21 protein-coding genes and 1 tRNA gene are annotated in these 26,392 nt (G+C 66.0%); 16 read left to right on the top strand and 6 right to left on the bottom strand.

Going from position 1 to position 26,392, the window contains the following annotated elements:
- Window positions 1–64 precede the first annotated feature (64 nt).
- A complete protein-coding gene (gabD, locus tag LDJ84_RS01545) occupies window positions 65–1,516 on the bottom strand; it encodes an NADP-dependent succinate-semialdehyde dehydrogenase (protein ID WP_024766389.1) in 1,452 nt (483 codons plus the stop codon).
- 656 nt (window positions 1,517–2,172) lie between these two features.
- Between gabD and LDJ84_RS01540 the strand changes: the two genes are divergently transcribed.
- Both LDJ84_RS01540 and LDJ84_RS01535 read left to right on the top strand, forming a co-directional pair.
- Window positions 2,173–2,249, top strand: a tRNA-Arg gene (locus LDJ84_RS01540).
- 239 nt (window positions 2,250–2,488) lie between these two features.
- Window positions 2,489–3,082, top strand: a complete 594-nt coding sequence (locus LDJ84_RS01535) for a hypothetical protein (protein WP_024766388.1) — start codon at window positions 2,489–2,491, stop codon at window positions 3,080–3,082.
- 35 nt (window positions 3,083–3,117) lie between these two features.
- Here LDJ84_RS01535 and LDJ84_RS01530 read toward each other — a convergent pair whose 3' ends face one another.
- Both LDJ84_RS01530 and LDJ84_RS01525 read right to left on the bottom strand, forming a co-directional pair.
- Window positions 3,118–3,831: a hypothetical protein gene (locus LDJ84_RS01530; RefSeq protein WP_037014652.1), complete on the bottom strand. Its 714-nt coding sequence runs from the start codon at window positions 3,829–3,831 to the stop codon at window positions 3,118–3,120.
- 77 nt (window positions 3,832–3,908) lie between these two features.
- Window positions 3,909–4,091 carry a hypothetical protein gene (locus LDJ84_RS01525; protein ID WP_024766386.1) on the bottom strand — a complete coding sequence of 61 codons (183 nt, stop codon included), beginning with the start codon at window positions 4,089–4,091 and terminating at the stop codon, window positions 3,909–3,911.
- Between the two features lie 175 nt (window positions 4,092–4,266).
- Here LDJ84_RS01525 and LDJ84_RS01520 point away from each other — a divergent pair, with 175 nt between their 5' ends.
- On the top strand, window positions 4,267–4,701 hold the full coding sequence (locus tag LDJ84_RS01520) for a CBS domain-containing protein (RefSeq protein ID WP_024766385.1): 435 nt from the start codon (window positions 4,267–4,269) through the stop codon (window positions 4,699–4,701).
- A 15-nt stretch (window positions 4,702–4,716) separates the two neighbouring features.
- Here the strand turns inward: LDJ84_RS01520 and LDJ84_RS01515 are convergent, their stop codons facing one another.
- Window positions 4,717–5,454: a metallophosphoesterase gene (locus LDJ84_RS01515; protein WP_024766384.1), complete on the bottom strand. Its 738-nt coding sequence runs from the start codon at window positions 5,452–5,454 to the stop codon at window positions 4,717–4,719.
- 354 nt (window positions 5,455–5,808) lie between these two features.
- Between LDJ84_RS01515 and LDJ84_RS01510 the strand changes: the two genes are divergently transcribed.
- The 6 genes from LDJ84_RS01510 (at window position 5,809) to LDJ84_RS01485 (ending at window position 16,118) form a co-directional block, all read left to right on the top strand.
- Window positions 5,809–8,025 carry a TonB-dependent receptor gene (locus LDJ84_RS01510; protein WP_024766383.1) on the top strand — a complete coding sequence of 739 codons (2,217 nt, stop codon included), beginning with the start codon at window positions 5,809–5,811 and terminating at the stop codon, window positions 8,023–8,025.
- Between the two features lie 14 nt (window positions 8,026–8,039).
- Window positions 8,040–9,113: an ABC transporter substrate-binding protein gene (locus LDJ84_RS01505; protein ID WP_024766382.1), complete on the top strand. Its 1,074-nt coding sequence runs from the start codon at window positions 8,040–8,042 to the stop codon at window positions 9,111–9,113.
- Between the two features lie 360 nt (window positions 9,114–9,473).
- Window positions 9,474–11,636: a TonB-dependent receptor family protein gene (locus tag LDJ84_RS01500; protein ID WP_226046631.1), complete on the top strand. Its 2,163-nt coding sequence runs from the start codon at window positions 9,474–9,476 to the stop codon at window positions 11,634–11,636.
- A gap of 46 nt (window positions 11,637–11,682) precedes the next feature.
- Window positions 11,683–13,278 carry a GMC family oxidoreductase gene (locus tag LDJ84_RS01495; protein WP_226045801.1) on the top strand — a complete coding sequence of 532 codons (1,596 nt, stop codon included), beginning with the start codon at window positions 11,683–11,685 and terminating at the stop codon, window positions 13,276–13,278.
- A 10-nt stretch (window positions 13,279–13,288) separates the two neighbouring features.
- On the top strand, window positions 13,289–14,698 hold the full coding sequence (locus tag LDJ84_RS01490) for an aldehyde dehydrogenase family protein (RefSeq protein ID WP_226045800.1): 1,410 nt from the start codon (window positions 13,289–13,291) through the stop codon (window positions 14,696–14,698).
- A 229-nt stretch (window positions 14,699–14,927) separates the two neighbouring features.
- Window positions 14,928–16,118 carry an MFS transporter gene (locus tag LDJ84_RS01485; protein WP_226045799.1) on the top strand — a complete coding sequence of 397 codons (1,191 nt, stop codon included), beginning with the start codon at window positions 14,928–14,930 and terminating at the stop codon, window positions 16,116–16,118.
- A gap of 251 nt (window positions 16,119–16,369) precedes the next feature.
- Here the strand turns inward: LDJ84_RS01485 and LDJ84_RS01480 are convergent, their stop codons facing one another.
- Window positions 16,370–17,101, bottom strand: a complete 732-nt coding sequence (locus LDJ84_RS01480) for a class II aldolase/adducin family protein (protein ID WP_024766378.1) — start codon at window positions 17,099–17,101, stop codon at window positions 16,370–16,372.
- A gap of 339 nt (window positions 17,102–17,440) precedes the next feature.
- On the opposite strand from LDJ84_RS01480, the gene LDJ84_RS01475 reads away from it, so the two are divergent.
- The 7 genes from LDJ84_RS01475 to LDJ84_RS01445 all read left to right on the top strand — a co-directional run bounded on the left by LDJ84_RS01475 (window position 17,441) and on the right by LDJ84_RS01445 (window position 24,351).
- The gene (locus LDJ84_RS01475) at window positions 17,441–18,595 is read left to right on the top strand and encodes an LLM class flavin-dependent oxidoreductase (protein WP_024766376.1); all 1,155 of its coding nucleotides are present in this window, start codon (window positions 17,441–17,443) and stop codon (window positions 18,593–18,595) included.
- Window positions 18,596–18,612: 17 nt separating this feature from the next.
- Window positions 18,613–19,668, top strand: coding sequence for an ABC transporter substrate-binding protein (locus tag LDJ84_RS01470; protein WP_193452854.1), 1,056 nt, complete (start codon window positions 18,613–18,615; stop codon window positions 19,666–19,668).
- 86 nt (window positions 19,669–19,754) lie between these two features.
- Window positions 19,755–20,810, top strand: a complete 1,056-nt coding sequence (locus tag LDJ84_RS01465; protein WP_024766374.1) for an ABC transporter substrate-binding protein — start codon at window positions 19,755–19,757, stop codon at window positions 20,808–20,810.
- On the top strand, window positions 20,797–22,011 hold the full coding sequence (locus LDJ84_RS01460; protein ID WP_226045798.1) for an MFS transporter: 1,215 nt from the start codon (window positions 20,797–20,799) through the stop codon (window positions 22,009–22,011). The genes LDJ84_RS01465 and LDJ84_RS01460 overlap by 14 nt, the downstream gene beginning before the upstream one ends.
- Window positions 22,012–22,773, top strand: a complete 762-nt coding sequence (locus LDJ84_RS01455; protein WP_226045797.1) for an ABC transporter permease — start codon at window positions 22,012–22,014, stop codon at window positions 22,771–22,773.
- Complete coding sequence (locus LDJ84_RS01450) at window positions 22,770–23,531, top strand: ABC transporter permease (RefSeq protein ID WP_037014639.1); 762 nt, start codon at window positions 22,770–22,772, stop codon at window positions 23,529–23,531. Before LDJ84_RS01455 ends, LDJ84_RS01450 begins: the two co-directional genes overlap by 4 nt.
- Window positions 23,532–23,556: 25 nt before the next feature.
- Window positions 23,557–24,351, top strand: a complete 795-nt coding sequence (locus tag LDJ84_RS01445; RefSeq protein ID WP_065086300.1) for an ABC transporter ATP-binding protein — start codon at window positions 23,557–23,559, stop codon at window positions 24,349–24,351.
- Between the two features lie 263 nt (window positions 24,352–24,614).
- Here LDJ84_RS01445 and LDJ84_RS01440 read toward each other — a convergent pair whose 3' ends face one another.
- Window positions 24,615–26,252: a SulP family inorganic anion transporter gene (locus LDJ84_RS01440; protein ID WP_024766313.1), complete on the bottom strand. Its 1,638-nt coding sequence runs from the start codon at window positions 26,250–26,252 to the stop codon at window positions 24,615–24,617.
- Window positions 26,253–26,392 lie beyond the last annotated feature (140 nt).

Below are 26,392 nucleotides of genomic sequence, written 5' to 3'. Positions count from 1 at the left end.
AAACGCCGACGCGAAGGTGGCTGTCAGCTCTTGCCTGCCACCTCGCGCCCACGGAAAAAACGGATCAGATACCGCCGAGGCAGAGGTATTTGACTTCGAGGTAGTCCTCGATGCCGTACTTCGAACCTTCGCGACCCAGGCCGGAGGCCTTGATGCCGCCGAACGGCGCCACTTCGTTGGAGATCAGGCCGGTGTTGATACCCACCATGCCGTATTCCAGCTGCTCGGCAACGCGGAACACGCGGGCCAGGTCGCGGGCGTAGAAGTACGAAGCCAGGCCGAACTCGGTGTCGTTGGACATGGCGATGACTTCTGCCTCGTCCTTGAAGCGGAACACCGGCGCCAGCGGGCCGAAGGTTTCGTCCTTGGAGACCAGAGCGGACTTCGGTACGTCGACCAGGATGGTCGGCTCGAAGAAGGTGCCGCCCAGGCTGTGCGGCTTGCCGCCAGTGAGGACTTTGGCGCCCTTGGAAACGGCGTCGGCGATGTGCTCTTCGACCTTGGCAACAGCCTTGGAGTCGATCAGCGGGCCGGTGGTGACGCCCTGCTCCAGGCCGTTGCCGATGTTCAGCTTGGCCACGGCGACCTTCAGCTTCTCGACGAAGGCGTCGTACACGCCGTCCTGTACGTACAGGCGGTTGGCGCAGACGCAGGTCTGGCCGTTGTTGCGGTACTTGGAGATCAGCGCGCCTTCGACGGCGGCGTCCAGGTCGGCATCGTCGAACACGATGAACGGAGCGTTGCCGCCCAGCTCCAGGGACACTTTCTTGATGTCCTTGGCGCATTCGGCCATCAGCTGGCGGCCGATCTCGGTGGAACCGGTGAAGGTCAGCTTGCGCACGATCGGGTTGCTGGTCAGCTCGCCGCCGACTTCGCCGGCGCTGCCGGTAACCACGCTGAACACGCCTTTCGGAATGCCGGCGCGCTCGGCCAGCTCGGCCAGGGCCAGGGCGGAGTACGGAGTCTGCGAAGCAGGCTTGAGTACCATGGTGCAGCCAGCGGCCAGGGCCGGGCCGGCTTTACGGGTGATCATCGCGGACGGGAAGTTCCACGGGGTGATAGCCGCGGTCACGCCGATCGGCTGCTTGATCACGATGATGCGTTTGTCGGGCTGGTGACCCGGAATGGTGTCGCCGTAGATGCGCTTGGCTTCTTCGCCGAACCACTCGAGGAAGGAGGCGGCGTAGGCGATTTCGCCCTTGGCTTCAGCCAGCGGCTTGCCCTGCTCGATGGTCATCAGGCGAGCCAGGTCGTCCTGGTTGGCGATCATCAGGTCGAACCACTTGCGCAGCTTGTTGGCGCGCTCCTTGGCGGTCAGCGCACGCCAGGCCGGCAGGGCCTTGTCGGCGGCTTCGATGGCGCGACGGGTTTCGTCGGCACCCATCTTCGGCACGGTGCCGATGATCTCGTTGGTGGCCGGGTTGTTCACGCTGATGGTCTTGCCGTTGTCGGCATCGACCCAGGAACCGTCAATGTAAGCCTGTTGGCGGAACAGCTTGGGATCATTGAGTTGCATGACCTGTCTCCTTTCGAGGAAAGCCTGTGGACGGCGGGTCTACCTGGAGTCCCGCCTGCCTTGTTGTCTGGATAGGAGAGACCGCAGTCTCTGCCGTTCATTCGCCCCGGCCGAGCATTATCGCCGCCAGATGCGAATGTCGCCCTGCGAACGGGGCGACGCCAGGCGAACGGCTCTTAGTTCGCTCGGCATGCGGACACGAAAAAACGCAGGCCGGGGTCATTGCCCGGTCTGGTTGAACTCGTTCACGCACAGGTTCCCAGGCTCGGCCCAGGAGTACGACTGCCCTACAACCTTCCGGTACGCTGATCGACGGAAGCCGCACGGAGACCTGCCACAAGGGACATGCGGTGGGTGCAACGGAAGACTGTCATCCCGCAGGCTGATGGCCGGCTGGTGTGATGCCAATGCTCCGGTCTCCTGTTGTTGTGATGGGGAGGCGTTTGAAATCTCAAACGAATCCTAGGGCCCCCGACTGCAAAGGGCAATAGCTCGTTCGACAAAACCAACGAAGGTATCAGATTGAAGCGGGTTTTCGAGGTACCTCTACCGACAAGCGGCTGTTTTCGTTCGATATCATGAACGAGCGTACCCGCATTGGACGCCCGCGAAGGAGATGCGTATGATTGCCGCCTGCCGCGCCAGCCGCGGCATACGCACCAGTAGCTCAGCTGGATAGAGTACTGCCCTCCGAAGGCAGGGGTCGTGGGTTCGAATCCCGCCTGGTGCGCCATCTGCCTTGTTTCGAGTTGCCTCCGGCAATCTGCGAAACCGCCTGAAAGGCCCGCTCTTAGCGGGCTTTTTCGTTTCTGCCTGTAAAGCCTTGCGCCGCTTGCCGGCGCCCCACTGTGCGAACCGGGCATCCCGGCAGGCCCGGAGGCGAGGGTTATCCTCGGCGCCCGACGATTCCTCTTCGCCACCCAAGGTTGTATAAGCCTTGCGCCATCGCGCGCGAAAAGGACAAACCGCCCCATGCTCCGGCTTCTGCTGCCAGCCCTCCTCCTGGCCCTTTCCGGGTGCGCCACCCAACCTCCGGCGCACCCCGAGAACCTCTGCGAGATCTTTCGCGAAAAGCCGAAATGGCACGAAGCGGCGCTGAAGGTGCAGAAGCGCTGGGGCGGGACGATCCAGGTGCCGATGGCGATGATGTACCAGGAGTCTTCCTTCAGGCACGACGCCCTGCCACCGCGCTATTACTTCCTCGGCTTCATTCCCTGGGGCCGGGTCAGTTCCGCCTACGGCTACGCCCAGGCCAAGGACGAGACCTGGGCGGACTACAAGAAGGAAGCGGGAGGCTGGGGCGCCGACCGCGACGACTTCGCCGATGCGCTGGACTTCATGGGCTGGTACATGAACAAGACCTACAGCGTGAACCGGGTCTCCAAGTGGGACGCCTATGCCCAGTACCTGAACTACCACGAGGGTTGGGGCGGCTATCGGCAACGCAGCTACGATGCCAAGCCATGGCTGAAGGCGACGTCACAGAAGGTCCAGGCTCGCGCCTCGCTATACGGCGCCCAGTACAAGAGCTGTGAACAGGAACTGTCGAACAGCGGCTGGTTCTAGCAACCCCGAATGTTCGCGCGACGGTGCAGGGGCGCTCAGCGCCCCATGATCCGCTGATATTCGTCGCGGTATTCCTCGTATGGCAGGTTGCGCCGCTGCAGCTCCATCAGGCGCTGCTCCTTGGTCAATGGCTGGGAGACATGGGCGACCGTTTCCGCCGCGGTGGGCGAAACCGGCTGCGGCACGGCCTCCGGCGGCTGCGCCGGCGTGCGGGCAGGCAGGCTGCGCGACGGGCGGGCGACCAGCAGGGCTCCGGTGATCTCTTCGACTATCTGCTCGGACACGGCGCCGACTTCGGACGAACTCATGGAACGGAACAGATCACCATCGGCTTCGCTTTCGTAGCGCCGCGAGGCGAGCAACTGGCCGGTCAGGCCATCGTGATAACGCACGGTGGAGGTGATCCACTCCTCACCGTCGCTGCTCGTGCGGTTGTTGGCGCTATGACCGGCGCCCACTTCGATCACCACCAGGGTGGACAGGGTATCGGTGGCGCGCGGTTCGCCATCCTGCTCGGTGAGCTGGTAGTCCGCCGAATCCGCCTCGTCACGCAGCGCCTCGCGCCAACTGGCTTTCAGCGCTCCCCAGCGCGGGTTGGCCGCTACCGTGGCGTCGGGCTGGAAATTCACCACCATCACATGGCGGGTGTCTCGATAGAGGGAGATGGGCGCGGTGCGGTCATCCCGGCGGACGTCCGAGGAACATCCGCAAAGCAGGGAGACGGCCAGGGCGAGCGTGACGTAGCGCATGGTGCTTTCTCTTTATTGTCTGGCCGGCATTCTGCCAGCCAATCATGACGCCCGGATATCGTCCGGAGGTCGGTCCTCTACCAGTCCTCGTCATCCAGGCCCGACTGATACTCGTCCGCTTCCTCGTCGCCGTCCTCATGATCGTCGGGCTGATCCTCGAAGAACGCCGCGTCCTCCTCCAGCAGGCCGTCGAGGTCGTCGTCGAGGTCCAGAAGATGGTCGTGTTCGGGCTCGTGGAGGTCGAGATCGTCGTCAGTCATGGCCGGTCTTTCGTGGGGGGAAACGGGGAAGGGAATCACAGTATAAGTCGCGTCGCGGGCGGATGACGCTGTCGTGACGGCGGACGCCGCTTTGCGGCCTTGCCGGATCGCGATTCGTCCACGATTCTCTATGAACCACGGGCATCGCGCCGTGAACGACGAACAGGGGGTAGGAATGAAGACTGTGGCTCAGCTGTTGAACGCCAAGGCGGACCAGCAGGTTTACACCATCGCCCCGGACGCGATGGTGGTCGACGCGTTGCGCCTGATGGCGGAGAAGAACCTCGGCGGCCTGCCGGTGGTGGAGGCCAACCAGCTGGTCGGCTTCTTCAGCGAGCGCGACTACGCCCGCCGCCTGGCACTCAAGGGGCGCAACTCGGAAGACACGCCGATCAGCGCAGTAATGACCGCGCCGGTGATCACCGTGGACACCCACCTGAACGTCGACAAGTGCATGGGCATCATGACCGAGCGCCACCTGCGCCACCTGCCGGTGGTCGAGAACGGCGAACTGCTCGGGCTGCTGTCCATCGGCGACCTGGTGAAGGCCGCCATCGCGGAACAGGCCGAGCTGATCCAGCAACTGGAACAGTACATCCGCGGCGAGTGATCGCCCGGCGGTCGCTCAGCGTGCGGCCGCCGTTTCCACGTCACCACTGCGCATGTCGACGATGCTCAGGCACCCGTCGGTATAGCCGCTGCCCGTGTCGATGTAGTGGGTGTTGCCCAGCGAGCGCACGGCACTTTGCGCGGTATGGCCGACGTACAGGCGCTCCAGCCCGGCGATGGCAGTCGCGTCCTCTTTCTCGATCCGCGTACGCGCCCACATTGCCAGGCCAACGGCGTTGCGCCGGGCGCTGTCGCCCAGTTCGCCGGCCAGCGCGGCAACGCCGCTGCTCCAATCCGGGAAGGCCGGCGAAACCGGCGCCTCCGCGTGGACAATGCCGATACGCTGGCCTTCGTCCAGCTCGACCTCGATCACCAGTGGCAATTGCAACAGACGCCGGGCGATGCGCTCACGGGTCACCGGCGTGAGCTTGTACAGCCAGGCGCCACCGTTACGGAAATGCAGGTCGCGGTCCTCGCCAGCCAGCACCACGTCGATCACCAGTTGTTCGTGGTTGCCGCGTACCGAGGCGAACCAGGGCTTGGCCAGCCAGTCGAGCACCTGCGGCGAATAGGGACCGCGGTCCACCAGGTCGCCGGCGGCAAACAGGCGGTCGGCGGATGGATCGAATCCGACCCGGTCGAGCAAACGCTGCAGCAGTTCGAAATGGCCGTGCACATCCCCCACCACGAAATCGCGCCCCAGCTGGTTACGCGGGAAGCGTTGCAGAGGCTGCTCCGGCAAATGCGTGTTCATTGCCAACTCCAGGGCTTTCGAGAGACCAGCTTATCAGCTGCAAATGGCGTTCCCGATATCGTTCGACGAAAGCCTCAAGCGCCTGCTGACTCGCTGTTGCCCAGGCAGCGGCGGCCCAGCATGCACTGCTGCCACAGCAGCACAGCCGCCGCAACGATCTATAAAAATACTTATATATCAGTACCTTAATATTCAATCAGAAAGCGGTACGGATGTTGCGATGTCCCCAGCAGCCTTCCGGCCTTCATCACGCGTGAGCCAGCACAAGAGCAACGCAATAACAGCTTCATGCCTTGCGGCGACGACCGAGCACCACAGAGCCAGCCGTCCTTTCGCCGCCCTCCTGGGGACACCATGTTCAAACGCAATACCCTTTCCCTCGCCATCCTGGCGAGCCTCGCCAGCATCACCGTGCAGGCTGCCGACGGCGATACGCAGAACAAAGAAGACAGCGGCGCCGCAACGACCCTCGGCAAGGTGGTGGTGACTGCACAGAAACGCGAGGAGTCGGTACAGGAAGTGCCGGCGCCGATCACCGTGCTGAGCGGCGAAAAGATCCGCGATTCGTCGCTGCAATCGGCCAACGAAGTCACCCGCTATACCCCCAACGCCTCCGCCGGCACCACCGACGGCCACGGCCGCCCGCGCTGGTGGATTCGCGGCCTGGGCACCGGCGACCAGGGCGCTAACACGGTGAGTCCGATCGGCATCTACGTCGACGACGTCTACATCGCCAACATCAGCGCCACCGGTTTCCCGCTGTTCGACCAGGAACGCGTGGAAGTGCTGCGCGGCCCGCAGGGCACGCTGTGGGGCAAGAACACCACCGGCGGCGCGATCAACTTCATCTCGCGCAAGCCGACCTTCAGCCCCGAGGGCTACTTCAAGGTCGACATGGGCAATTACGCCAACCGCATTGTCGAAGGTGCGGTGAGCGATGCGCTGGTGGATGACAAGCTCGCAGGGCGCGTGTCCTTCCACCACCAGGGCCGCGACGGCTACACCGAGAACAAGAACGACGGCAACGACCAGGGTGCGCTGGAAGACGACGCCGTGCGCCTGCAACTGGCCGCGCGGGTCAATGACAACCTGGACGCCAACCTCAACGTCCACGCCCGCCACTACCACGACACCGCCAGCTACAACACCGTGAGCTACGGCACCCGTCCGGACGGCACCAACCAGTTCGGCTACTCCATCGACCCGAAACTGGGCAAGGCCAACTTCAACGCCAAGTACCAGGCCGAAATCGACCAGGCCGGCAGCAACCTCAATCTCGTCTGGCAGCTGGGCGAGCTGGAGCTGACCTCCATCACCGCCTTCGAACACTTCACCCGCGACGGCTGGACCGACAGCGACAACACCCCGCTGGAACTGCAACGCAGCTACAGCTATGCCGACAGCCAGCAATGGTCACAGGAACTGCGCCTGGCCTCGCCGCGCAGCGACCGGCTGAACTGGGTGCTGGGCTTCCACTACTTCAACGAGGACCTGGAGTCGAAGAACGCCAACGCGGCGCTGCCCAACGTCTACGTGCCCAGTTACTACAACAACGTCAGCTACGACCAGAAGACCGAGAGCTACGCCATCTTCGGCAGCACCACCTACAACTTCACCGACGACTTCAGCCTCACCGCCGGCCTGCGCTGGACCCGTGAAACCAAGGACATCGACCTCGAGCGCCTGGTCAACCGCGGCGCGGCGAGCTTCGGCGATGGCCACTGGTGGCAGCCGGGCAACGTCGACTCGCCGCTGATCGTCAACGCCACCCAGGACGAGAGCAACACCTGGAGCGACTACAGCTGGGACCTGACGCCGGAATACCGGATCTCCGACAACGCCCGCGCCTACTTCCGCTATGCCCGTGGCTTCCGTTCCGGCGGCTACAACGCTGGCGTCACCAGCCAGGCCACCGTGGCCAAGGTCGATCCGGAATACCTCACCTCCTACGAGCTGGGCTTGAAGTCGGAATGGTTCGACGGCCGCCTCAACGCCAACGCCAGCGTCTTCTACTACGACTACAAGGACATCCAGCTCAACATCGTCACCGCGGTGAACAACCAGACCGTCTCGCGCCTGGCCAACGGCGCCCAGGGCGAGGCCTACGGCGCCGAGTTCGAGCTCGAAGCCATCCCGGTGCAGAACCTGCACGTCAACTTCGGCCTGGGCCTGCTGCACACCGAGTTCACCGACTACACCTCCGGCCCGAACGATTACTCCGGCAACCACTTCGTCCGCGCACCGAACGTTTCTGCAGTCATCGGCGCCGACTACCGCATCCCGCTCAACGTCGGCGGCGCGGTGGTACTGGGCACCGACTGGAACACCCGCAGCCGCCAGTACTTCTTCACCAACGACCAGAGCCAGAACATGCGCACCGGTGGCTACACCCTGGGCAACGCGCGGGTGACCTACGAACTGCCAGGCGAGACCACCCGCGTCACCGCCTACGTGAACAACCTCACCGACAAGGAGTACCGCAACCACACCCTGCCCACCGGCTACCAGACCGCCGCAGTCATGTTCGGTGATCCGCGCACCTTTGGCGTCTCGGTCACCACCGACTTCTGAGTGAGGACAAGACCATGAACCTTCTGCATCGCGCGCTGCGCCGGCTGCTGCCGGCCGCCACCGTGCTGCTCGCAGGCTACGCCCTGGCCGTCGAGCAGCCCACTACCCTGCGCATCGCCACCGTGGCCTACGCCAACGCCGGGCAAATCACCTTCAACGGCCCGGCCGCCGTCATCGACCGCGACAAGTGGCTGGAACAGCAACTGGCCCAGCGCAACATCAAGCTCGAGTGGGTGCCCGCGACCACCGGCTCGGTGGGTACCTTCGTCAACGAAGAGTTTGCCAACAAGCGCATCGACTTCGCCTTCTATGGCGACCTGCCGTCGATCATCGCCAACGCCTCGGGCGTACGGACCCAACTGATCGTCCCCGGCGGCATCGGCAACAACGTCTACCTCGTGGTGCCGCCGGGCTCCACCGCGAAATCCATCGCCGACCTCAAAGGCAAGCGCATCGCCCTGCACCGGGGCCGGCCGTGGGAGCTGTCGTTCGCCAAGCTGCTGGAGGCCAACCACCTGGGCTTCGAGGACTTCCGCATCTTCAACCTCAACCCGCAGGCTGGCGCCGCCGCGCTGAGCGCCGGGCGGGTGGATGCCTTCTTCACCCTCAGCGATGCCTTCCTGCTGGAAGACAAGCAGGTCGGCCACATCATCTGGTCGAGCAAGGAGGCCCCGGCCGACTGGAAGATGCGCGCCGAAGTCTGGGGCGCACGGGACTTCGTCAAGGATCATCCCGACCTCACCCAACTGGTGGTGGACGCCTACCTGAAAGCTGCCTGGTGGGTCTCCCAGGACGCCAACCAGGCGGCCTACCAGGAAGCGCAGTCGCGCTCCGGCGTGCCGCTGAGCGTGCTGCAGCGCGAGGTCTCCGGCGAACCCTGGCCCGCGCATTTCTCGCCACTGTACGACGACGCCTTGCGCCAGCATTACACCGACGGCATCGCCTATAGCCTCAAGGCAAAACTGATCCGCAACGAGGTGAAGGTGGATGACCTGCTGGAACCGAAGTTCGTCGAGCAGGGTTTGAAGAATCAGCAGCTCGAGGGATTCTGGAAAGAGCAGGCAAAAACCGTCGCCAGCCAGCCCTGATATTCCTGAAGCCACTCCAAACAATAAGGCCCCGTTATCGGGGCCTTATTGTTTTGTCGAAAACTTCCAGGAACAACTGTTCATAACAAGTAGTTGCTCCAGCACCACGTTATACGCAGTTGCTGCAGCAACAGCAGAAAAACACCCAGAAACTGGCTTGAACCCCTCTAAAACGCATGGCACAGAGCTTGCTCAAGATTGCTCACAACGTATTTAAATCCCCGAGCGACCGCCATGAAGCATGCAAGAGATTTCCGTTTCAAACCGCTGGCCATAACATTATCCAGCGCTCTTTTATTAAACGCGGAAGTTGCACTTTCCGATAATTCGAAATCCCCGGAAGGCGTCACATTGAGTACCGTGACCGTCCAGGGACAAAGCCAGGAAACCCAGGTCGGCGATGCCCGCAAGGAAGTCGCCCCAGTCTCCAAGGGCACCCTCACCAAATCCCAGCTGGAAAAGTTCGTCGGCCTCGACAGCGCCGTCACCGGCGCCCTCAAATACCTGCCCGGCGTGCACGTCAGCGGCGGTGACAACAGCGGCATCACCGAAGGCGGATTGAACATCCGCGGCTTCTCCCAGGACCAGATCGGTTTCGTCCGCGACGGCATCCCGCTCAACGACCCGCAGTTCCTCACGCCCCACGCCGATTTCATGGGCGACCCGGAAAACTACGAGTCGGTGTCGGTGCTTTACGGCTCCTCCTCGATCAACGCCCCGACCCTTACCGCCAGTGGCGGCAGCGTGCTGATCAAGTCCGTCGCGCCGACCAGGGAAAGCGGTTTGCTGGTGAAGCAGAACGTCGGCAGCGACAGCCTGTTCCGCACCTTCGCGCGGGTCAATACCGGCGAGGTGAACGGCTTCTCCGCCTGGCTCTCGGCCTCGCGCACCACCGCCGACCTGTGGGACAACAGCGGCGGCGAGCTGTCCTCCAACCGTTACGAAGGCAACCTGCAGTACGAGTGGGACGGCAACCGCATCAACGGCATCTTCTCCAGCTTCCTGATGCGCACCAACAGCTACAACCACCCGACGCTCGCCGAGTACCGCGCCAACAAGTACGACCAGGGCTACCCGCGCGACATCTACCCCACCAAGGGCAACGGCACCAACGGCGTGCCCGACGTCACCGTGCCGGGCCAGAGCGCGGCGGCCTCGCGCGCGGACTTCAAGATCCAGACGTATGCGCTCAATGGCCTGTTCAACCTCTCCGACAAGGTCCAGCTGAAGGTCGACCCGTACTTCGTCCGCGTCACCGACGGCACCGCCGCCGTGGCTGTGGTGCCGGTCAATGAGAACAAGGTCAACGCCGATCTCAACGGCGACGGCGACCGCATCGATCCCCTGGTGACCGGCGCGCTGAGCGTCTACCCGACGCAGTACCGCATCGGCTCCACCAACACCCTGGACTTCCTGGTCAACGACGATCACACCCTGCAACTGGGCCTGTGGACCGACTACACCCACGCGCGCAACCAGTTCCCGGTGGTCGAGATCAAGGGTAACGGCAAACCCGCCGGCATCGACGGCAGCCACAAGCTGCGTGACGGCAATGGCAATGCCATCTACTTCACCGACCAGCGCAACGAGATCACCACGCAGAAGCTCTGGGTGCAGGACACCTGGGACATCACCTCGCAGCTCGTCCTCACCGGCGGCCTGGCCTGGCAACACACGCAGAACAAGGGCGACAACCGCCTCAGCGGCTTCAGCGACAGCGCCGACTACAACCGCTTCCTGCCCAGCCTGAGCCTGAGCTACCAGCTCGACCCGCAGCAGCAGCTCTACTACAACACCACCTCGAACATGCGCACCCCGGCGGTGGCGGCGGTGTACGGCCAGGCTAACGGCGGCGACAAGCAGAAACCGGAAGTCACCTGGAACCAGGAGATCGGCTGGCGCTACAGCACCGACGACGTACTGCTCAGCGCCGCACTGTTCTACGACAAGTTCAAGGATCGCCAGGCGGCGTTCGAGGAAGTCTCCGGCGTCACCTCCTACTTCAACGCCGGCGACGTCACCACCAAGGGCCTGGAGCTGTCGCTCAACGGCCTGCTGCCGGCGAACTTCAACTACTTCGCCTCCTGGACCTACCTGCGCTCGACCCAGGACGACGACTACAGCGCCGGCGGCGCCAGCCTCGACACCCAGGGCAACCAGCTCTACGACACCCCGCGCAACCTGTTCAGCGCCGGCATCGGCTACGACAACCAGACCTTCTACGCCAACTTCCTCGGTCGCCACACCGGCAGCTTCTACGGCGACCTGGCGAACAACGAGAAGATCGGCGGCTACACCGTGTTCGACGCCAACCTGGGCTACCGCCTCAAGGACCTGGGCAGCGCGCTGAAGGAAACCACCCTGACGCTCAACCTCAACAACGTCTTCGACAAGCACTACCTGTCGGGCGTGAACTCGGGGACGGTCTCCGCCGACCCGGCCGACGGCGACTTCTATGGCGCGCCGAAGTACTACAAGGGCGCCCCGCGCGCTCTGGTCGCCGGCATCTCCGTCGGCTTCTGATCACCCTGCACGCGCCCGGTGCGGGAGCGCCGGGCCGGGAGGCGACATGACCACTCCTCGCTACGACCACATCATCGTCGGCGGCGGCAGCGCCGGCAGCGTGCTTGCCAGCCGCCTCAGCGCCGACCCGCAACGCCACGTCCTGCTCATCGAAGCCGGCCCGGACACCCCACCCCACGCCACGCCGGCGGAAATCCTCGACGGCCACAACCCCTTCCGCCTGCGCCTGGAACTGCGCGATCGCTATTTCTGGCCGGACCTGAGCGTCCGCCACGGTGCGCAGCCCGAAGGCATCGAGCGCCCCGAGCGCTATCTCGAGCAGGCCCGCGTGCTCGGCGGCGGCTCCAGCGTCAACGTGCTGGTGGCCAACCGTGGTCTGCCGCGCGACTACGACCAGTGGGCAGCGCTGGGTGCCGAAGGCTGGGGCTGGGACGACGTGCTGCCGTACTTCCGCAAGCTCGAACGCGACACCGACTACGCCGGCCCGCTGCACGGGCATGACGGGCCGATCCCGATCAGCCGCGTCTCCACCCGCGACTGGACGCCCTTCACCCGCTCCGTGGTCTCGGCACTGCAAGCCGAAGGCCTGCGCGACATCGGCGACCAGAACGGCGTGTTCGACGACGGCTACTTCGCCCCCGCGGTAAACTTGGAGCATGGCCAGCGCGTGTCCGCCGCCCGCGGCTACCTCGATGAAGCAGTGCGCGCACGGCCCAACCTGACGCTGTGGACCGACAGCCAGGTACTCGGCCTGCAACGCGAGGGCACGCGCATCACCGGCGTCGAACTGCAACGTAACGGTGAGCACGTCACCGTGGGGGCTGGCGAAGTCATCCTCGCCGCCGGAGCGCTGCAATCGCCGGCCTTCCTGCTGCGTAGCGGCATCGGCCCGGCCAGCCAGTTGCAGGAGATGGGCATCGAGGTGATCGCCGACCGCCCCGGCGTCGGCGGCAACCTGTGGGAGCACAGCTCGCTGGGCACCCTCGCCACCCTGGGCGATGCCGCCCGCTCGGACGCCGTGCTGGCACGGCCCGGCACCTCGCATCAACTGGGTATCCGGGTGTCCTCGGGCGTCGATCCGGACACGCCCTCGGACCTCTACCTGGCCATCGGCGCGGACGCCGAGCGCGGCGTGGCCCACGCGCTGTTCTGGATCAACAAACCCAGCTCCAGTGGCCGCCTGACCTTGCGCGATCGCGACCCGGCAAGCCCGCCGCACGTCGATTTCAACCTGCTCTCCGACCCTCGCGATCTGCAACGCGCACGTGTGGCGCTGCGCACCATCCAGCGCCTGTTCAAGCACCCGGTCCTGGCGCGCTACGAACTGCAATTGGCGCTTACCCCCTTCGCCGTGCCGCAACCGGGCGGGCCGAAGCTGGAAACCCTGCTGGCCGACGACACGGCGCTGGAAGCCTACCTGCGGCAGCACATAGGCGGCGTCTGGCACCCCAGCGGTACCTGCCGCATCGGCACCGCCGATGACCCGCAGGCCGTGGTCGACAGCGCCGGTCGCGTCCATGGCGTGGAAGGCCTGCGTGTCGCCGACGCCTCGATCATCCCGGTGATCCCCACCGCCAACACCAACCTGCCGACCCTGATGCTCGCCGAGAAAATCGCCGACGCCATCCTGGGCGGTGCCTGAGGAACTCGCCATGTCACGCTATGAACTGCTGATCGATGGTCGCCTGCAGGCGGCCGAGCACTACGACCAGGTGATCGACCCGGCCAGCGAAGAAATCGTTGGCGAAGCCGCCCGCGCCAGCCTGGAGCAGGTCGACGCGGCGGTGGATGCCGCACACCGCGCCTTCCCTGCCTGGGCCAGCGATCTCGACGTCCGCCGCCAGAGCCTGGCCCGAGCCGCCGAACGAGTACGCGAGAATGCCCAGGCGCTGGCCGAGCTGATCACCCGCGAACAGGGTCGCCCACTGCGCTCGACCCTGGAGGAAGTGGCTGGCGTCGCCGCCACTTTCGAGCACCACGCGCAGCTGGAGCTACCCGCCGACACCCAGTTGCGCGACGACGGCGAGCGCCTGGTGCGCATCACCCGCAAACCGCTGGGGGTGGTCGCCGCGATCACCCCGTGGAACGTCCCGCTGATCCTGCTGGTATTGAAGATCGCGCCTGCCCTGCACGCCGGCAACACCGTGGTGGCCAAGCCCTCGGAGCACACGCCGCTGTCTACCCTGCTGCTGGCGCGACTGCTGGGCGATGTGTTCCCCGCTGGCGTGTTCAACGTGGTTGCCGGTGCGGGCGAGGTTGGCGAACACCTGGTACGTCATCCGCGAGTGCGCCACGTGACCTTCACCGGCAGCGTCGCCACCGGCAAGCGCCTGTATGCCGGCGCGGGGGACGACCTCAAGCGTCTTACCCTGGAACTGGGCGGCAACGACGCCGCGCTGGTACTGGAAGACGCCGACCTCGACGCCATCGTCGAACCGCTGTTCTGGGGCGCCTTCTGGAACAGCGGCCAGGTGTGCTTTGCGATCAAGCGCCTGTACGTGCATGACAGCCTGTTCGAACCGCTACTGGCGAAACTCGCCGAGCGCGCCCAGCGCACCCGCCTCGGTCATGGGCTCGACCCGCAGACGGAACTGGGGCCGCTGACCAACGCACAGCAACTGGAACGGGTCATCGCCCTGGTGGAAGACGCCAAGGCTCACGGAGCACGCATCCGCAGCGGCGGCGTACGGCCCGACGGTCCCGGCTACTTCTACCCGCCGACCCTGGTCAGCGGCGTGGCGGCCGGCGCCGCGCTGGTGGACGAGGAACAGTTCGGCCCGGTGTTGCCGGTGATCTCCTTCCGCAACGAAGAGGACGCCATTACCCAGGCCAACGCCAGCCACTACGGCCTCGGCGCCTCGGTGTGGACCCGGGACCTGGCGCGCGGCGAAGCCATCGCCGGGCGGCTGGAGGCGGGCCTGGCCTGGGTCAACCAGCACGGCCACATCCAGCCCGGCGCGCCCAAGGGCGGGCACAAGTGGAGCGGGCTCGGCTACGAAGGCGGGCAGCGCGGCTATGAGGCCTTCAGCGAGCTGCAGGTGCTGAACATTTCGCGGCGCTGAGGCGCGGCTTATCCAGATCAAAGCCTCCTCACCCTGCCCCCTGGCTACGCGCCCCGCTCCTCAAGCGGGAAAGGGCACCGTTCGGCGCCGGATGGAACCACCGCATCAGCCGGCGCGGACCACCCCCTCTTCTTGAGGGAGAGGGCTGGGGTGAGGGGGAAAGCGCCGGCACAGGCTTTCCCGGAAAACAGACAGCCATTCCAACCCAACTCTCAAAGAGGATTCCCCGATGCGTGCCGGAAGCTGGCCCTCGATCCTGCTCACCCTGGCCTTCGCCGTGATCATCGCGGCGTGCCACGGCAAGACCATCCTGCTGGTCGCCGACATCGCCAACGCCTTCTCGGTCAGCCCCTCGCGGGCCAGCTGGGTCGTGTCGGCGGTGGCGGTGGTCGCCGCCCTCGCCTCGCCGCTGGTCAACTGGATCGTGGCGCGGGTCGGCGAACGCCGTGCCATCGTCTTCGGCCTGTTGCTGGCGGCGGCGTGCAGCTACCTGGCGAGCCACACTGAAGATTTCACCACGCTGATCACCCTGCGTGTCATCGAAGGCGCCGGCTACATCAGCGTGGTGCTCGCCGCACTCGCCCTGCTGGTGCACACCACCGAAGGCCATCGCCGCACCACCGCGCTGGCGTTCTGGTCGGTAGCCTCGCCCCTGGGCGGCGCCATCGCCATCTTCGCCGTGGCACCCTATGTCGGCGGCCAGCATGGCGAATGGCGCAACGCCTTCAGCGGCCACGCACTGGTGTTGCTGGTCCTGCTGCTGGCGACGCCGCTGCTGCCATCGGTGAACCTGGCGACCCGCAGTGAGCGCCACTCCCTGCGCCAGACCTTCCGCCTCTACGCCGACCCGTCCGTGCTGCGCCTTGCGCTGGCCGTGGGCGCACCGCTGACCGTGGCGCTGGGCCTGGTGACCATCACCCCCGACTATTTCATCCACAGCCTGGGCGTTGCGCCGTCGACCATCGGCGTGATCTCCACCATCGGCATCCTCTCCAGCGTGCTGGCCGGGCTGCTCGCCGGCTTCGTGCTCAACCTGCGCTTCTTCGGCCCGCTGGCCGTGGTCGGCGGCGCGTTGATCGGGGTGGTGCTGGAGGTGCTGGTGTTCATCCCCGGCATCGCGGCATCCACCGCCATCGTGGCGAAGATCGTCCAGGGCTTCGTTGGCAGCTTCGTCGTCGCCTGGGTGTTCACCAGCATCCCGCGCATGAGCCGTGGCGGCGACGTGATGGGCGCCGGCGGCGTGGCCGAGCAGGCGCTGTACCTGTCGATGTTCCTCGGCCCGGTGCTGCTGTTCCCGCTGTTCAGCCTGCCCTCGCGCCTGCCGTTCTTCGCCGTGCTGATCGTCGCCAGCCTGCTGCCGCTTTTCCTGCTCCCGCTGGGGCTGCGTTGGCGCGCTGCGGAACCGCCGGTAGCCGCCTGACCGAGTCGACATCGACAGGACGCTTCCTCTCGCGCTTTCCGTAGGATGGGTGGAGCTTGCGATACCCACCAGCCATGGTCGGGCGAACGCGATGGGTATCGCTTCGCTCCACGCCATCCTACAAAGGCGCGCCGGAAAGCCGCGAATGTGAGCTCGCTCCTACAAAAGACGCGCAATGCGCGCAGCACCCGGAAGAATCCAGGCCAAAAGAAAAGCCCTCGCAAGAGGGCTTTTTCAGTTCAGGCGAATACTCAGGCCGCCGCGCCCAGCAGCTTCTGGCCCTGCTCCCAGAGGCCGGTCATTTTCCATTGCTGCTCCAGCACGCCGGGGCCGAATTCCTGGGAGCCGCCGAGGCCTTCGGCGAGGCCCTGGAAGTAGGCGCCTTCCTCGATCAGCAGGATCAGCTTGGACGCCTTGATCAGGTCGTCGCTCCAGAAGGTCGCGCCGCCGTTGGCTTCGAGGATGGCCGGGGTGTGCGGGTTCTCGGCGATACGGTCGAGGATGAACAGTGGTTCGGGCTGGCGGCGGTCGATGTAGATCGGCAGCTCGCGGGCCAGGGTCACACGCTGGGAAGCGGCGTAGCGGATCGGCAGCACGCGATGGGCGCTGGCCCAGCCGCCGAGGTACGGCGTGTGGACGTGGATCACCACATTGATTTCCGGGCGTGCCTGAAAGATCGCCGCATAGCGTTTGCCGTTGCCACCAGCACCACGGCCACTGAGCGGAGTCGCGCCGGGGATGCTTTCGTCGAGGATCACTTCGCCGTCATAGGTCGCAACCACCGCGCGGATTTCCTGGTCGTCGGCCCAGGGGGTCGGCGCGTGGACGGCGATCACCTGATCGCTGTCCGGCACGCGCACATAGGCCTGGTAGGTGTTGGTGGCGGTGAGGGTGCGGCTCTCCTTGAGCACGCGGAAGGCCTTGGCGAAGTCGCGGCGGACCTGTTCGAGCTGGCTGGCGAGTTGCGGATCGAGAGTGGACATGGAATGCCTCCTGGCAGTCGGGGATGGATGAACCGCGTGGCGGTGTTGCAGAGACTGAGCAGGACTTGTGCCACATAAAAATATCCATATTAATCAGGTAGTTAAGAAATAAATTCGATCACACCAGCACACTAGCCACGGCTGAGCGGGCGAAATTGCTGCCCCCCCAGCATCCCCTGCTGACCCACTGCTGCTGTACAGACAAACGCCCTGCTGCCGTAGCAGCACACCACCCTGAAAGCCTCGCCCTGCCTGGCCTGCAGCCTTTGGGCACAGCCCTTGCTGAAGACCTTGCACGAGCAGCACGACGCTGCCCCCGCAACGTAAAGGAGCAAGGCCATGAGCACCGAATTCTTCTGGCGACTGCCGCTGGGCAGCGACGGTCCCTATCTCGCCTCGGACAAGAACAACCGCGGCAGCCACATCGATCGCCCCGGCAACATCGCCCCGGGCCGCCTGCCCAACGGCGAACCGGACGGTTTCACCTACATCGACTACATCGCCCAGGTCGCCAAGGCCGCCGAGATCGCCGGCTTCGAAGGGGCGCTGTTGCCCACCGGACCGGAGCCGTGGATCGCTGCCGCCGCGCTGGCCCGCGAGACCCGCCGAATCAAGTTCCTCATTGCCTTCCAGGCCGCCTGGACCTTGCCGGCCTACGCTGCGCAGCAGGCCGCGATCCTCCAGCACCTGTCCCGCGACCGCCTGGAGTGGAACATCATCACCGGCGGCAACCCCGCCAGCCAGCGCGCCAACGGCGACTTCCTCGAGCACGACAAGCGCTACCAGCGCACCGGCGAGTTCCTCGACATCATCGACGGCCTGTGGAAGAACGAGCAGTTCTCCTACCAGGGCGATATCTACCAGCTGGAGAACGGATCACTGCCCATCGCGCTGCGCAACGTGCGCAAACCGGGCGTGTACTTCTCCGGCTTCTCCGACCCGGCACTGGATGTCGCGGCGAAGCACGCCGACGTCTACCTGAACTGGGCCGAACCCATCGACAAGCTCAAGCCGCACCTGGAGCGCGTGCGCGAGCTGGCCGACAAGCAGGGCCGTGAAATCCGCTTCGGCATCCGCATCGACCTGTTCGCCCGCGAAACCGAAGAGGCCGCCTGGAGCGAGCTGCGCCGCCAGTACGAGCGCATCGACGCGCGCACCAGCGCCTTCATCAAGAACTTCGCCACCGGCTCGGATTCCGTCGGCGCCGCGCGGCAGACCGCCTACCACCAGAACGTCGAGCGCTTCGACGACCTGATCCTGGGCCCCAACCTCTGGGCCGGCTTCGGCAAGGCCAAGCCGGGGCCGACCATCGGCCTGGTGGGCAGCCACGAGAACGTCGCCGAGCGTCTCGCCGAATACCGCGACGCCGGTTTCTCCACCTTCATCCTCGCCGGCAATCCGCACCTCGAAGAAGCCCTGCGCATCGGCCAGGAAGTGCTGCCGCTGGTGCAGGGCAAACGGGCCGACGTCCACGAACTCAAGGCCCGCGCCTGACCCACAAGGAGCTGCACATGTCCCGTCCCCTCGATACCCTCTGGTACACCCGTTGCCCGGTGCCCACCGGCCTTGGCATCGCCGTGCAGAAAGGCTGGCTGGAAGAAGCCCTTGCCGAGCAGGGCACGCAGATCAAGTCGCTGCGCGAGTCCGCCGACCAGGCAGTGCGAGAGTCGCACTTCGACCACACGCTGCAGAACTCGGTACGCCATGGCGGCAACATCCCGGCCATCTGGGCCCGCGCCAGCGGCCGCGAGACCCGAGTGATCGGCCTGTCCTGGGCCGATGAAGCGCAGCTGATCCTGACCACCGCCGAGAGCGGCATCCGTACCGTGCGCGACCTCAAGGGCCGGCGCTTCGGCCTGCCCGACTGGAGCGGCGCGCAAATCGACTTCACCCGCGCCCAGGCAATCCGCGGCCTGGAAAACGCCTTGCGCCTGGAAGGCCTGGAAGTGCGTGACCTGGAGCTGGTGGACTTCGGCCTGAAGGGCACCTTCAGCGACGAGGCGCCGAGCAACATCGTCGGCATCACCGGCCATGGCGGCAGCCGTCGGCGCAGCCAGAACCCGGAACTGGTCGGCCTGCTGCGTGGCGAAGTCGACGCGATCTTCCTCAAGGGCGCCCATGCCGTGCAGCTGGCGCAGCAGTTCGGCCTGCACACGGTGATCGACACCGGCGCGCATCCGGAGCCGCTGATCCGCTCCAACAACGGCACGCCGCGCACCCTGAGCGTCGACCTCAACCTGCTGGAGCAACACCCCGACGCCGCCACCGCGATCCTCGCCTCGGTGCTGCGCGCCGAGGACTGGGCCCACCAGCACCCGGATGACACCCGCCGCTACCTGGCGCGAGAAACCAACAGCAGCGAATTCTGGGTCGCCACCGCCTACGGCGAGGACGCCCACCTGCGCCTGCGCACCAACCTGGACGAAGGCTCGATCCTCGCCCTGCAGGACTTCACCGACTTCCTGCAACGCTGGAACTTCATCCCGGCAAGCGTCGACGTGCGCGCGTGGATCGACCCTCGCCCGCTCGAAGCCCTGCGCAGTCGCCTGGCACAGAAGACCGGCTGATCAACGTCACGAGGGCGACTCCCTCCGTTTCTCGACCTGGGTCCCCGCGCGACGGCGCGGGGGCTTTCTTACCCCGACGGACACCCATGAGCACACCGCTGGAAACCCTCTGGTACACCCACAGCCCCGTTCCCACGGGACTCGGCATCGCCGTCGAATCCGGGCGTCTGGCCCAGGCCTTCCGCCCGTTCGGCACACGCATCCAGTCGCTGCGCGAATCCTCCGAGCGTGAGGTGCGCGAGGCGCATTTCGATCACCACCTGCCCTACTCGGTACGCCAGGGCGGCAACATCCCGGCCATCTGGGCTCGCGCCAGCGGCGCGAGCACGCGGGTGATCGGGCTGTCGTGGAGCGACGAGGTGCAGCTCATCGTCAGCGCGCCGGACAGCGGCGTACGCAGCATCCGCGACCTGCGCCACCGGCGCTTCGGCCTGCCGAAGTGGGCCAACGTGCAGATCGACTTCACCCGTGCCCAGTCCCTGCGCGGCCTGGAAAACGCCCTGCGTCTGGAAGGCCTGGAAGTGCGCGACGTCGAGTTGGTGGACTACCCCTACGGCGGCACCTACAGCGACGACCCGGTGCGCCATGTGTTCGGCGCCCAGGTGGCGCTCAAGGGCAACCGTGTGGTGCAGCGCAACAACGAGCTGATCGGCCTGCTGCGCGGCGACATCGATGCCATCTTCCTCAAGGGTGCGCATGGCCTGCAGCTGGCCCATGAGTTCGGCCTGCACGTGGTGCTGGATGTCGGCTCGCACCCCGAGCCGCTGGTACGCTCGAACATCGGCACGCCACGCACCCTGACCGTCGACCAACGGTTGCTGGACGAGCATTTCGACGCCGCCGTGCGGGTGCTCGACACCATCCTGCGCGCCGAACAATGGGCCTGGGCGCACCCGGAGGAGACCCGCCGCTTCCTCGCTCGCGAGCTGAACACCAGCGAATTCTGGGTGGCCAGCGCCTATGGCGAGGACGCCCACCTGCGCCTGCAGACCAACCTCGCCGAGCGCTCGATCAACTCGCTGCGCGATCTCACCGGCTTCCTGCAACGCTGGGATTTCATCGCCCGCGACTTCTCCGTGGACGACTGGATCGACCCGCGCCCGCTGGAAGCCCTGCTGGGGAAGATCGATGTCGCCATCTGACCCGCATGGGAAGCCCGGGGCCTTCCTGCTCAACTTCATGCTGCTGGCGGCCTTCAGCGGCGCGACCATCGGCATGGCGAAGATCGTCACCACGCTCTACGCCATCAGCATCGGCGCCAACGCCATGCAGATCGGCATCATCTCGGCCATGGAAGCCCTCGGCATGGTGATCCTCACCCTGCCGGCCGGCTTCGTCATCGCACGCTTCGGTGCGCGCCGGGTGTACTTCCTCGCCAGCCTCGGGCCGATGCTGCTGAACCTGGCCATTCCGCTGTTCGGCGGCTGGCTGTGGCTGGCCTTCGCGCGGCTGCTGATCGGCCTGTGCATCCCGTTCCGCATCGTCGCCATGAACAGTGCCTTCCTGCGCCAGCTCAAGCGCATCGGCAACGACAAGGCCGGCTGGTACCGCGGTTCGCTGACCCTGGGCATGGGCCTGCTCGGCCCGCTGCTGGGCAACTGGCTGAGCGGCGCGACGAGCTTCAGCTGGGGCTTCGCCGCCATCGGCCTGTGCTTCGGCCTGATGGCCTTCTACAGCCTCGGCTTCTGGGAAGGCGAAGCCCCCAGCGAAGACGTGCCCGTCGCGGCCGCCACCGGCGGCTTGCCGCAACAGGTCGGCGCCATGCTGGCCAATGTCGAGATCGCCGAGAGCTGCCTGATCGAACTGCTCAGCGCCGCCACCAGCGCGCTGTTCGGCACCTTCATCCTGCTGCTGGCGATGGACGTCGCTGGTCTCTCGCAAGGCCAGGCCGTGAGCCTGGTGATGATCCAGGGCCTGGCCTCGGTGCTCGGCCTGTTCGGCTTCGGCTACCTGATCGAGCGCAGCGGCCGGCGCCTTGCCTACATCGGCAGCCTCAGTGCGGCACTGCTCGCCCTGCTGCTGCTCGGCAGCGCGCACAACTATTGGCTGCTGGCCCTGGGCGGCGTGCTGCTCAGCGCCGCGGCGGCGCTCATCCACCTGGTGAACATGGCCCAGTTGGGCGAGCACGCCATGGACAAGAGCAAGATTTCCGGCCTGTTCAACCTCGCCTCGATGTCCGGCAGCTTTTCCGGCGCGCTGCTGGGCGGGGCGATCAGCCACTTCGTCGGGCTGGGCAACCTGTTCCTCTGCTGGATTCCCCTGGTGCTGCTGGCTGCGCTGTTCTGCTGGCAACGCAAGCTGCGCCGGCAAACCACCGAGCCGCTGCTCGGCCAGGAGGGCTGAATGGCCACGCGTACCCTGGATCGCCTGAGCTGGTTTGTCTCGCCGCTGCTCCTGCTGCTCGCCTGGTTCATGGCCGCGCGCGCGGGCTGGTTCCCCCCGCAACTGCTGGTGCCGCCGGCGGAAGTCTGGGCCAGCTTCAAGGTCCTGCTGGCCAGCGGCGAGCTGCGCGAGCACGTGGTCAACAGCCTGTCGCGCCTGGCCATCGGCTTCACCATCGGCGCGCTGGGCGGCCTGGTCTTCGGCACCGCCATGGCGCTGTCGAAAACCGTTGAAGCCTACTGCGCACCGTTGTTCCACACGCTGCGCCAGGTGCCGTCGATCGCGCTGATCCCGATGTTCATCCTGTTCTTCGGCGTGGAAGAAACCTTCAAGATCCTGATCGTCACCAAGGCCGCCTTCTTCCCCGTGGCGCTGGCCGCCAGCGAGGGGGTGAAGGGCATCCCGCGCGGCTACTTCGAGGTCGCCAGCGTGTACCGCCTGCCGCTGTGGAGCCTGCTGCGCGACGTCGCCTTCCCCGCCGCCGCGCCACCCATCGTCACCGGCCTGCGCATCAGCCTGAGCCGCGCCTGGATGGTACTGGTGGCCGCCGAGCTGCTCGCCGCCGACAGCGGCCTGGGACAGATGATCGAGCTGAGCCGGCAGATGCTGCGCATCGACATCGTGATGGTCGGGGTGATCGTCACCGGCGCCATCGGTTTCATGCTCGATTTCGCCTTCCGCCTGCTGGAGAGGCACCTGCTGCGCTGGAGACCGACGCCATGACCCGCACGCTCAAATCACTGCGTGGCCTGGTGCTGCCGGCGCTGCTGATCGCCGCCTGGCACTGGCAATCGCAACAGGGCGCCAGCGCCGCCTATGCCTTCGTGCCGCTGGAGCGCATCGGCGCCGGTTTTGCCGAGCTGATCCGCACCGGCGAGCTGTGGCTGAGTGTCGCCGCCAGCCTGCAACGCACCTGCCTCGGCCTGCTGATCGGCGCGCTCGCCGGTTTCGCACTGGGCGCCGGGATGGCCTTGTCGCGACCCGTGGAGCGGCTGTTCGCACCGCTGTACCACACGATCCGCCAGGTGCCGATCCTCGGCCTGATCCCGCTGATCGCCCTGTGGTTCGGCAGTGGCGAGCCGTCCAAGGTGCTGATCGTCAGCCTCGCCGCGTTCTACCCGATGACGCTGAACGCCTTCGAGGGCTTCCGCGACGTGGAAAAGCGCTACCGCGAGGTCGGCCGACTGTATGCCTTCGGCCCCTGGCAGCAGTTCCGCGAAGTGCTGCTGCCCGGCGCGCTGCCCAGCCTGAGCAACGGCGTACTGCACGCGCTGGCCTTCGCCTGGGTCAGCTCGGTGGGTTGCGAGCTGTTCCTCTCCACCGGCATGGGCCTGGGCAACCTGATGATGAACGCCGAGACCGGCTCGCGCATGGAGATCGTAGTGATCGGCGTGCTCAGCATCGGCCTGCTCGGCTACGCCATGAACCAGCTGTTCGCCCGCCTCAGCCGCCACCTGCTGCGCTGGCGCAACCTGCGCTGACCCTATTGCCATGAGTGCCTCGATCATGAACGCGATCCTTGACCCCGCCATCCTTCCTGCCCAGCAGGCGCAATCGGGCGCGCTGGCCATCCAGGGCCTGAGCAAGGCCTATTCCATCGATGGCCGCAGCCTGCCGGTGCTGGAGAACATCGACCTCACCGTGCGCCCCGGCGAGTTCGTCAGCATCGTCGGCGCCAGCGGCTGCGGCAAATCCTCGCTGCTGCGGCTGATCGTCGGGCTGGAGAACGACTACAGCGGGCGCATCCTGCTCGACGGGAAGGCCGTTGCCGGCACCAGCCTGGAGCGCGGCATCGTGTTCCAGGACCACCGGCTGTTCCCCTGGAAGACCGTGGAAGACAACGTCGCCCTGGCGCTGAAGAACCAGAAGCTCGGCCGCGCCGAAAAGCGCGAGCGGGTCGCCGAGCACCTGGAGCTGGTCGGCCTGACCGGCTTCGAGCAGGCCTATCCGCACCAGCTTTCCGGCGGCATGGCGCAACGCGCGGCCATCGCCCGCGCGCTGATCACCCAACCCAAGGTGCTGCTGCTCGACGAACCCTTCGGCGCCCTCGACGCCCTCACCCGCGTGCGCCTGCAACACGAACTGCAACGCATCTGGGTGCAGCAGCGCAGCACCATGATCATGGTTACTCATGATGTGGAGGAAGCGCTGTACCTGGGCGACCGGGTGGTAGTGATGGACGCGCGGCCGGGGCGGATTCGCCATGAGGTGCGGGTCGACCTGCCGCACCCACGCGAGCGTGGAGAGCCGGTGCTGACGAAGTTGAAGGAAGAGTTGCTGGCCGAACTGATGCAGGGCTGATCTTCGCGTAGGAGCGGACTCCGTCCGCGATCGGTCCGCATCGCGCCGGATTCGCGGACGGAGTCCGCTCCTACGCGATCTGTCAGCTCGCAGCGATGGCTTGCCCTCTCCCTAACCCTGGCTGCGCGCCCCGCTCCGAAGGGAGAGGGGGCTGTTCGGCTTCAAGCGAAACTCCGAGCACGCCGGTAACGCCGATCTGCTCCCTCTCCCTTCAGGGAGAGGGCTGGGGAGAGGGTGCCAAACCAACGCACCCAATCCTCCCGTTACTGATCCACACCCGCCGCCAACGCCGCCGGGAAATCCGGGTGATACCCGGTGCCAATCTCCTCCAGCACCCCGGCCTTGCGCAGCTTGCCCAGCACCCGCGCATTGGCTTCGCACAGCCGCACTTCGATACCACGGCGCTGCAGCTGCTCGATCACTTCCTGCAGGGTCTGCAGGCCGGTGATGTCCATGAACGGCACATGGCGCAGGCGGATGATCAGCACCTTCGGGTCGGTATGGGTCTTGGCCAGCGCGCGCTCGAAGGTCTCCGCCGCGCCGAAGAACAGCGGCCCCTCGATGCTGTACACCAGCACCCCCGGCGGCAGGTCGCCAAGGCCACGGCCGCGCAGCTCCACGTCCAGCTCGGGGCCGTCGTCGGCGTGGACTTCCACCGAGGACGCCATGCGCCGCAGGAAATGCAGCATGGCGAGGATCACGCCGATGTTCACCGCGATCACCAGGTCGCTGAACACCGTGAGCAGGAAGGTCACCAGCAGGATGGCCACGTCCGCGCGCGGCGCGCGCTTGAGCATGAACAGGAAATGCCGTGCCTCGCTCATGTTCCAGGCCACCACGAAGAGGATCGCCGCCAGCGCGCAGAGCGGGATGTTCGAGGCCAGCGGCGCGAGAAACAGCAGGATCAGCACCAGCGTGGCCGCATGGGTGATCCCGGCCAGCGGGCTGTTGCCGCCGTTGCGGATGTTGGTCGCGGTGCGCGCGATGGCGCCGGTGGCAGCGATGCCGCCGAACAGCGGGGTAACCAGGTTGGCGATGCCCTGGCCGATCAGCTCCTGGTTGGAGTCGTGACGGGTGCCGGCCATGCCGTCGGCAACCACCGCCGAGAGCAACGATTCGATGGCGCCGAGCATGGCGATGGCGAAAGCCGGGCCGATCAGCTCGAGCACGCGCGGCAGCGTCACTTCCGGCAGGCTGAAGCTGGGCAAGCCCTGGGGAATGCCGCCGAAAGCGCTGCCGATGGTGGCCACGCCGTCGAAATGGAACAGCGACTGGATCGCCGTCACCACCACCATCGCCACCAGCGGGCCAGGGACCCGGCGCAACGCGGCGATGCGCGGGGTGAACAGCACCAGAGCCAGGCTCAGCAGCGCCAACAGGGTCGTCGCGATGTGCAGTTGCGGTAGGGCCTGGATCAGGTGCCAGAGCTTCTGGTGGAAGTGTTCGCCGGTCACCGCAGGCAAGCCGAAGAAATCCTTCCACTGGCCGACCCAGATGATCACGCCGATACCGGCGGTGAAGCCGACGATCACCGGCGCGGGGATGAAGCGGATGATGCTGCCCAGGCGACTGACGCCCAGCAGCACGAGGATCGCGCCGGCCATCAGCGTGGCGATCTGCAGGCCGTCGACGCCGTACTTGGCGGTGACCCCGGCGAGGATGACGATGAAGGCGCCGGTCGGCCCGGCGATCTGCACCCGGCTGCCGCCCAGCAGCGAGACCAGGGCGCCGGCGAAGATCGCCGTGTAGATGCCTTGCTCCGGCTTCACCCCGCTGGCGATGGCGAAGGCCATGGCCAGCGGCAGGGCGACCACCCCGACGATGACGCCCGCCACCAGGTTGCGCGTCCAATGCTCACGGCCGAAGAGTCCGGCCTTCCAGGCTTCTCGCAGGGCGATCATCACAGTCTCCGACGGGATATCGATGCTGGATGCTAACAGGCCGGAGCGGAAAACGGCCTGGCGCAGGTCATGACTGTGGCGCGCTGTCGCAGGCAAAACAAGGTGAACAAAATATTGCACAACCCTGACGGCGCGCTGCT

The organism is Pseudomonas sp. HS-18, from assembly GCF_020401845.1.
In the GTDB taxonomy this organism is placed as follows: Bacteria; Pseudomonadota; Gammaproteobacteria; order Pseudomonadales; family Pseudomonadaceae; genus Pseudomonas; species Pseudomonas nitroreducens.
Note: the sequence above shows the minus strand (reverse complement) of the source record. Positions and strands in the feature narration are given on the sequence as shown.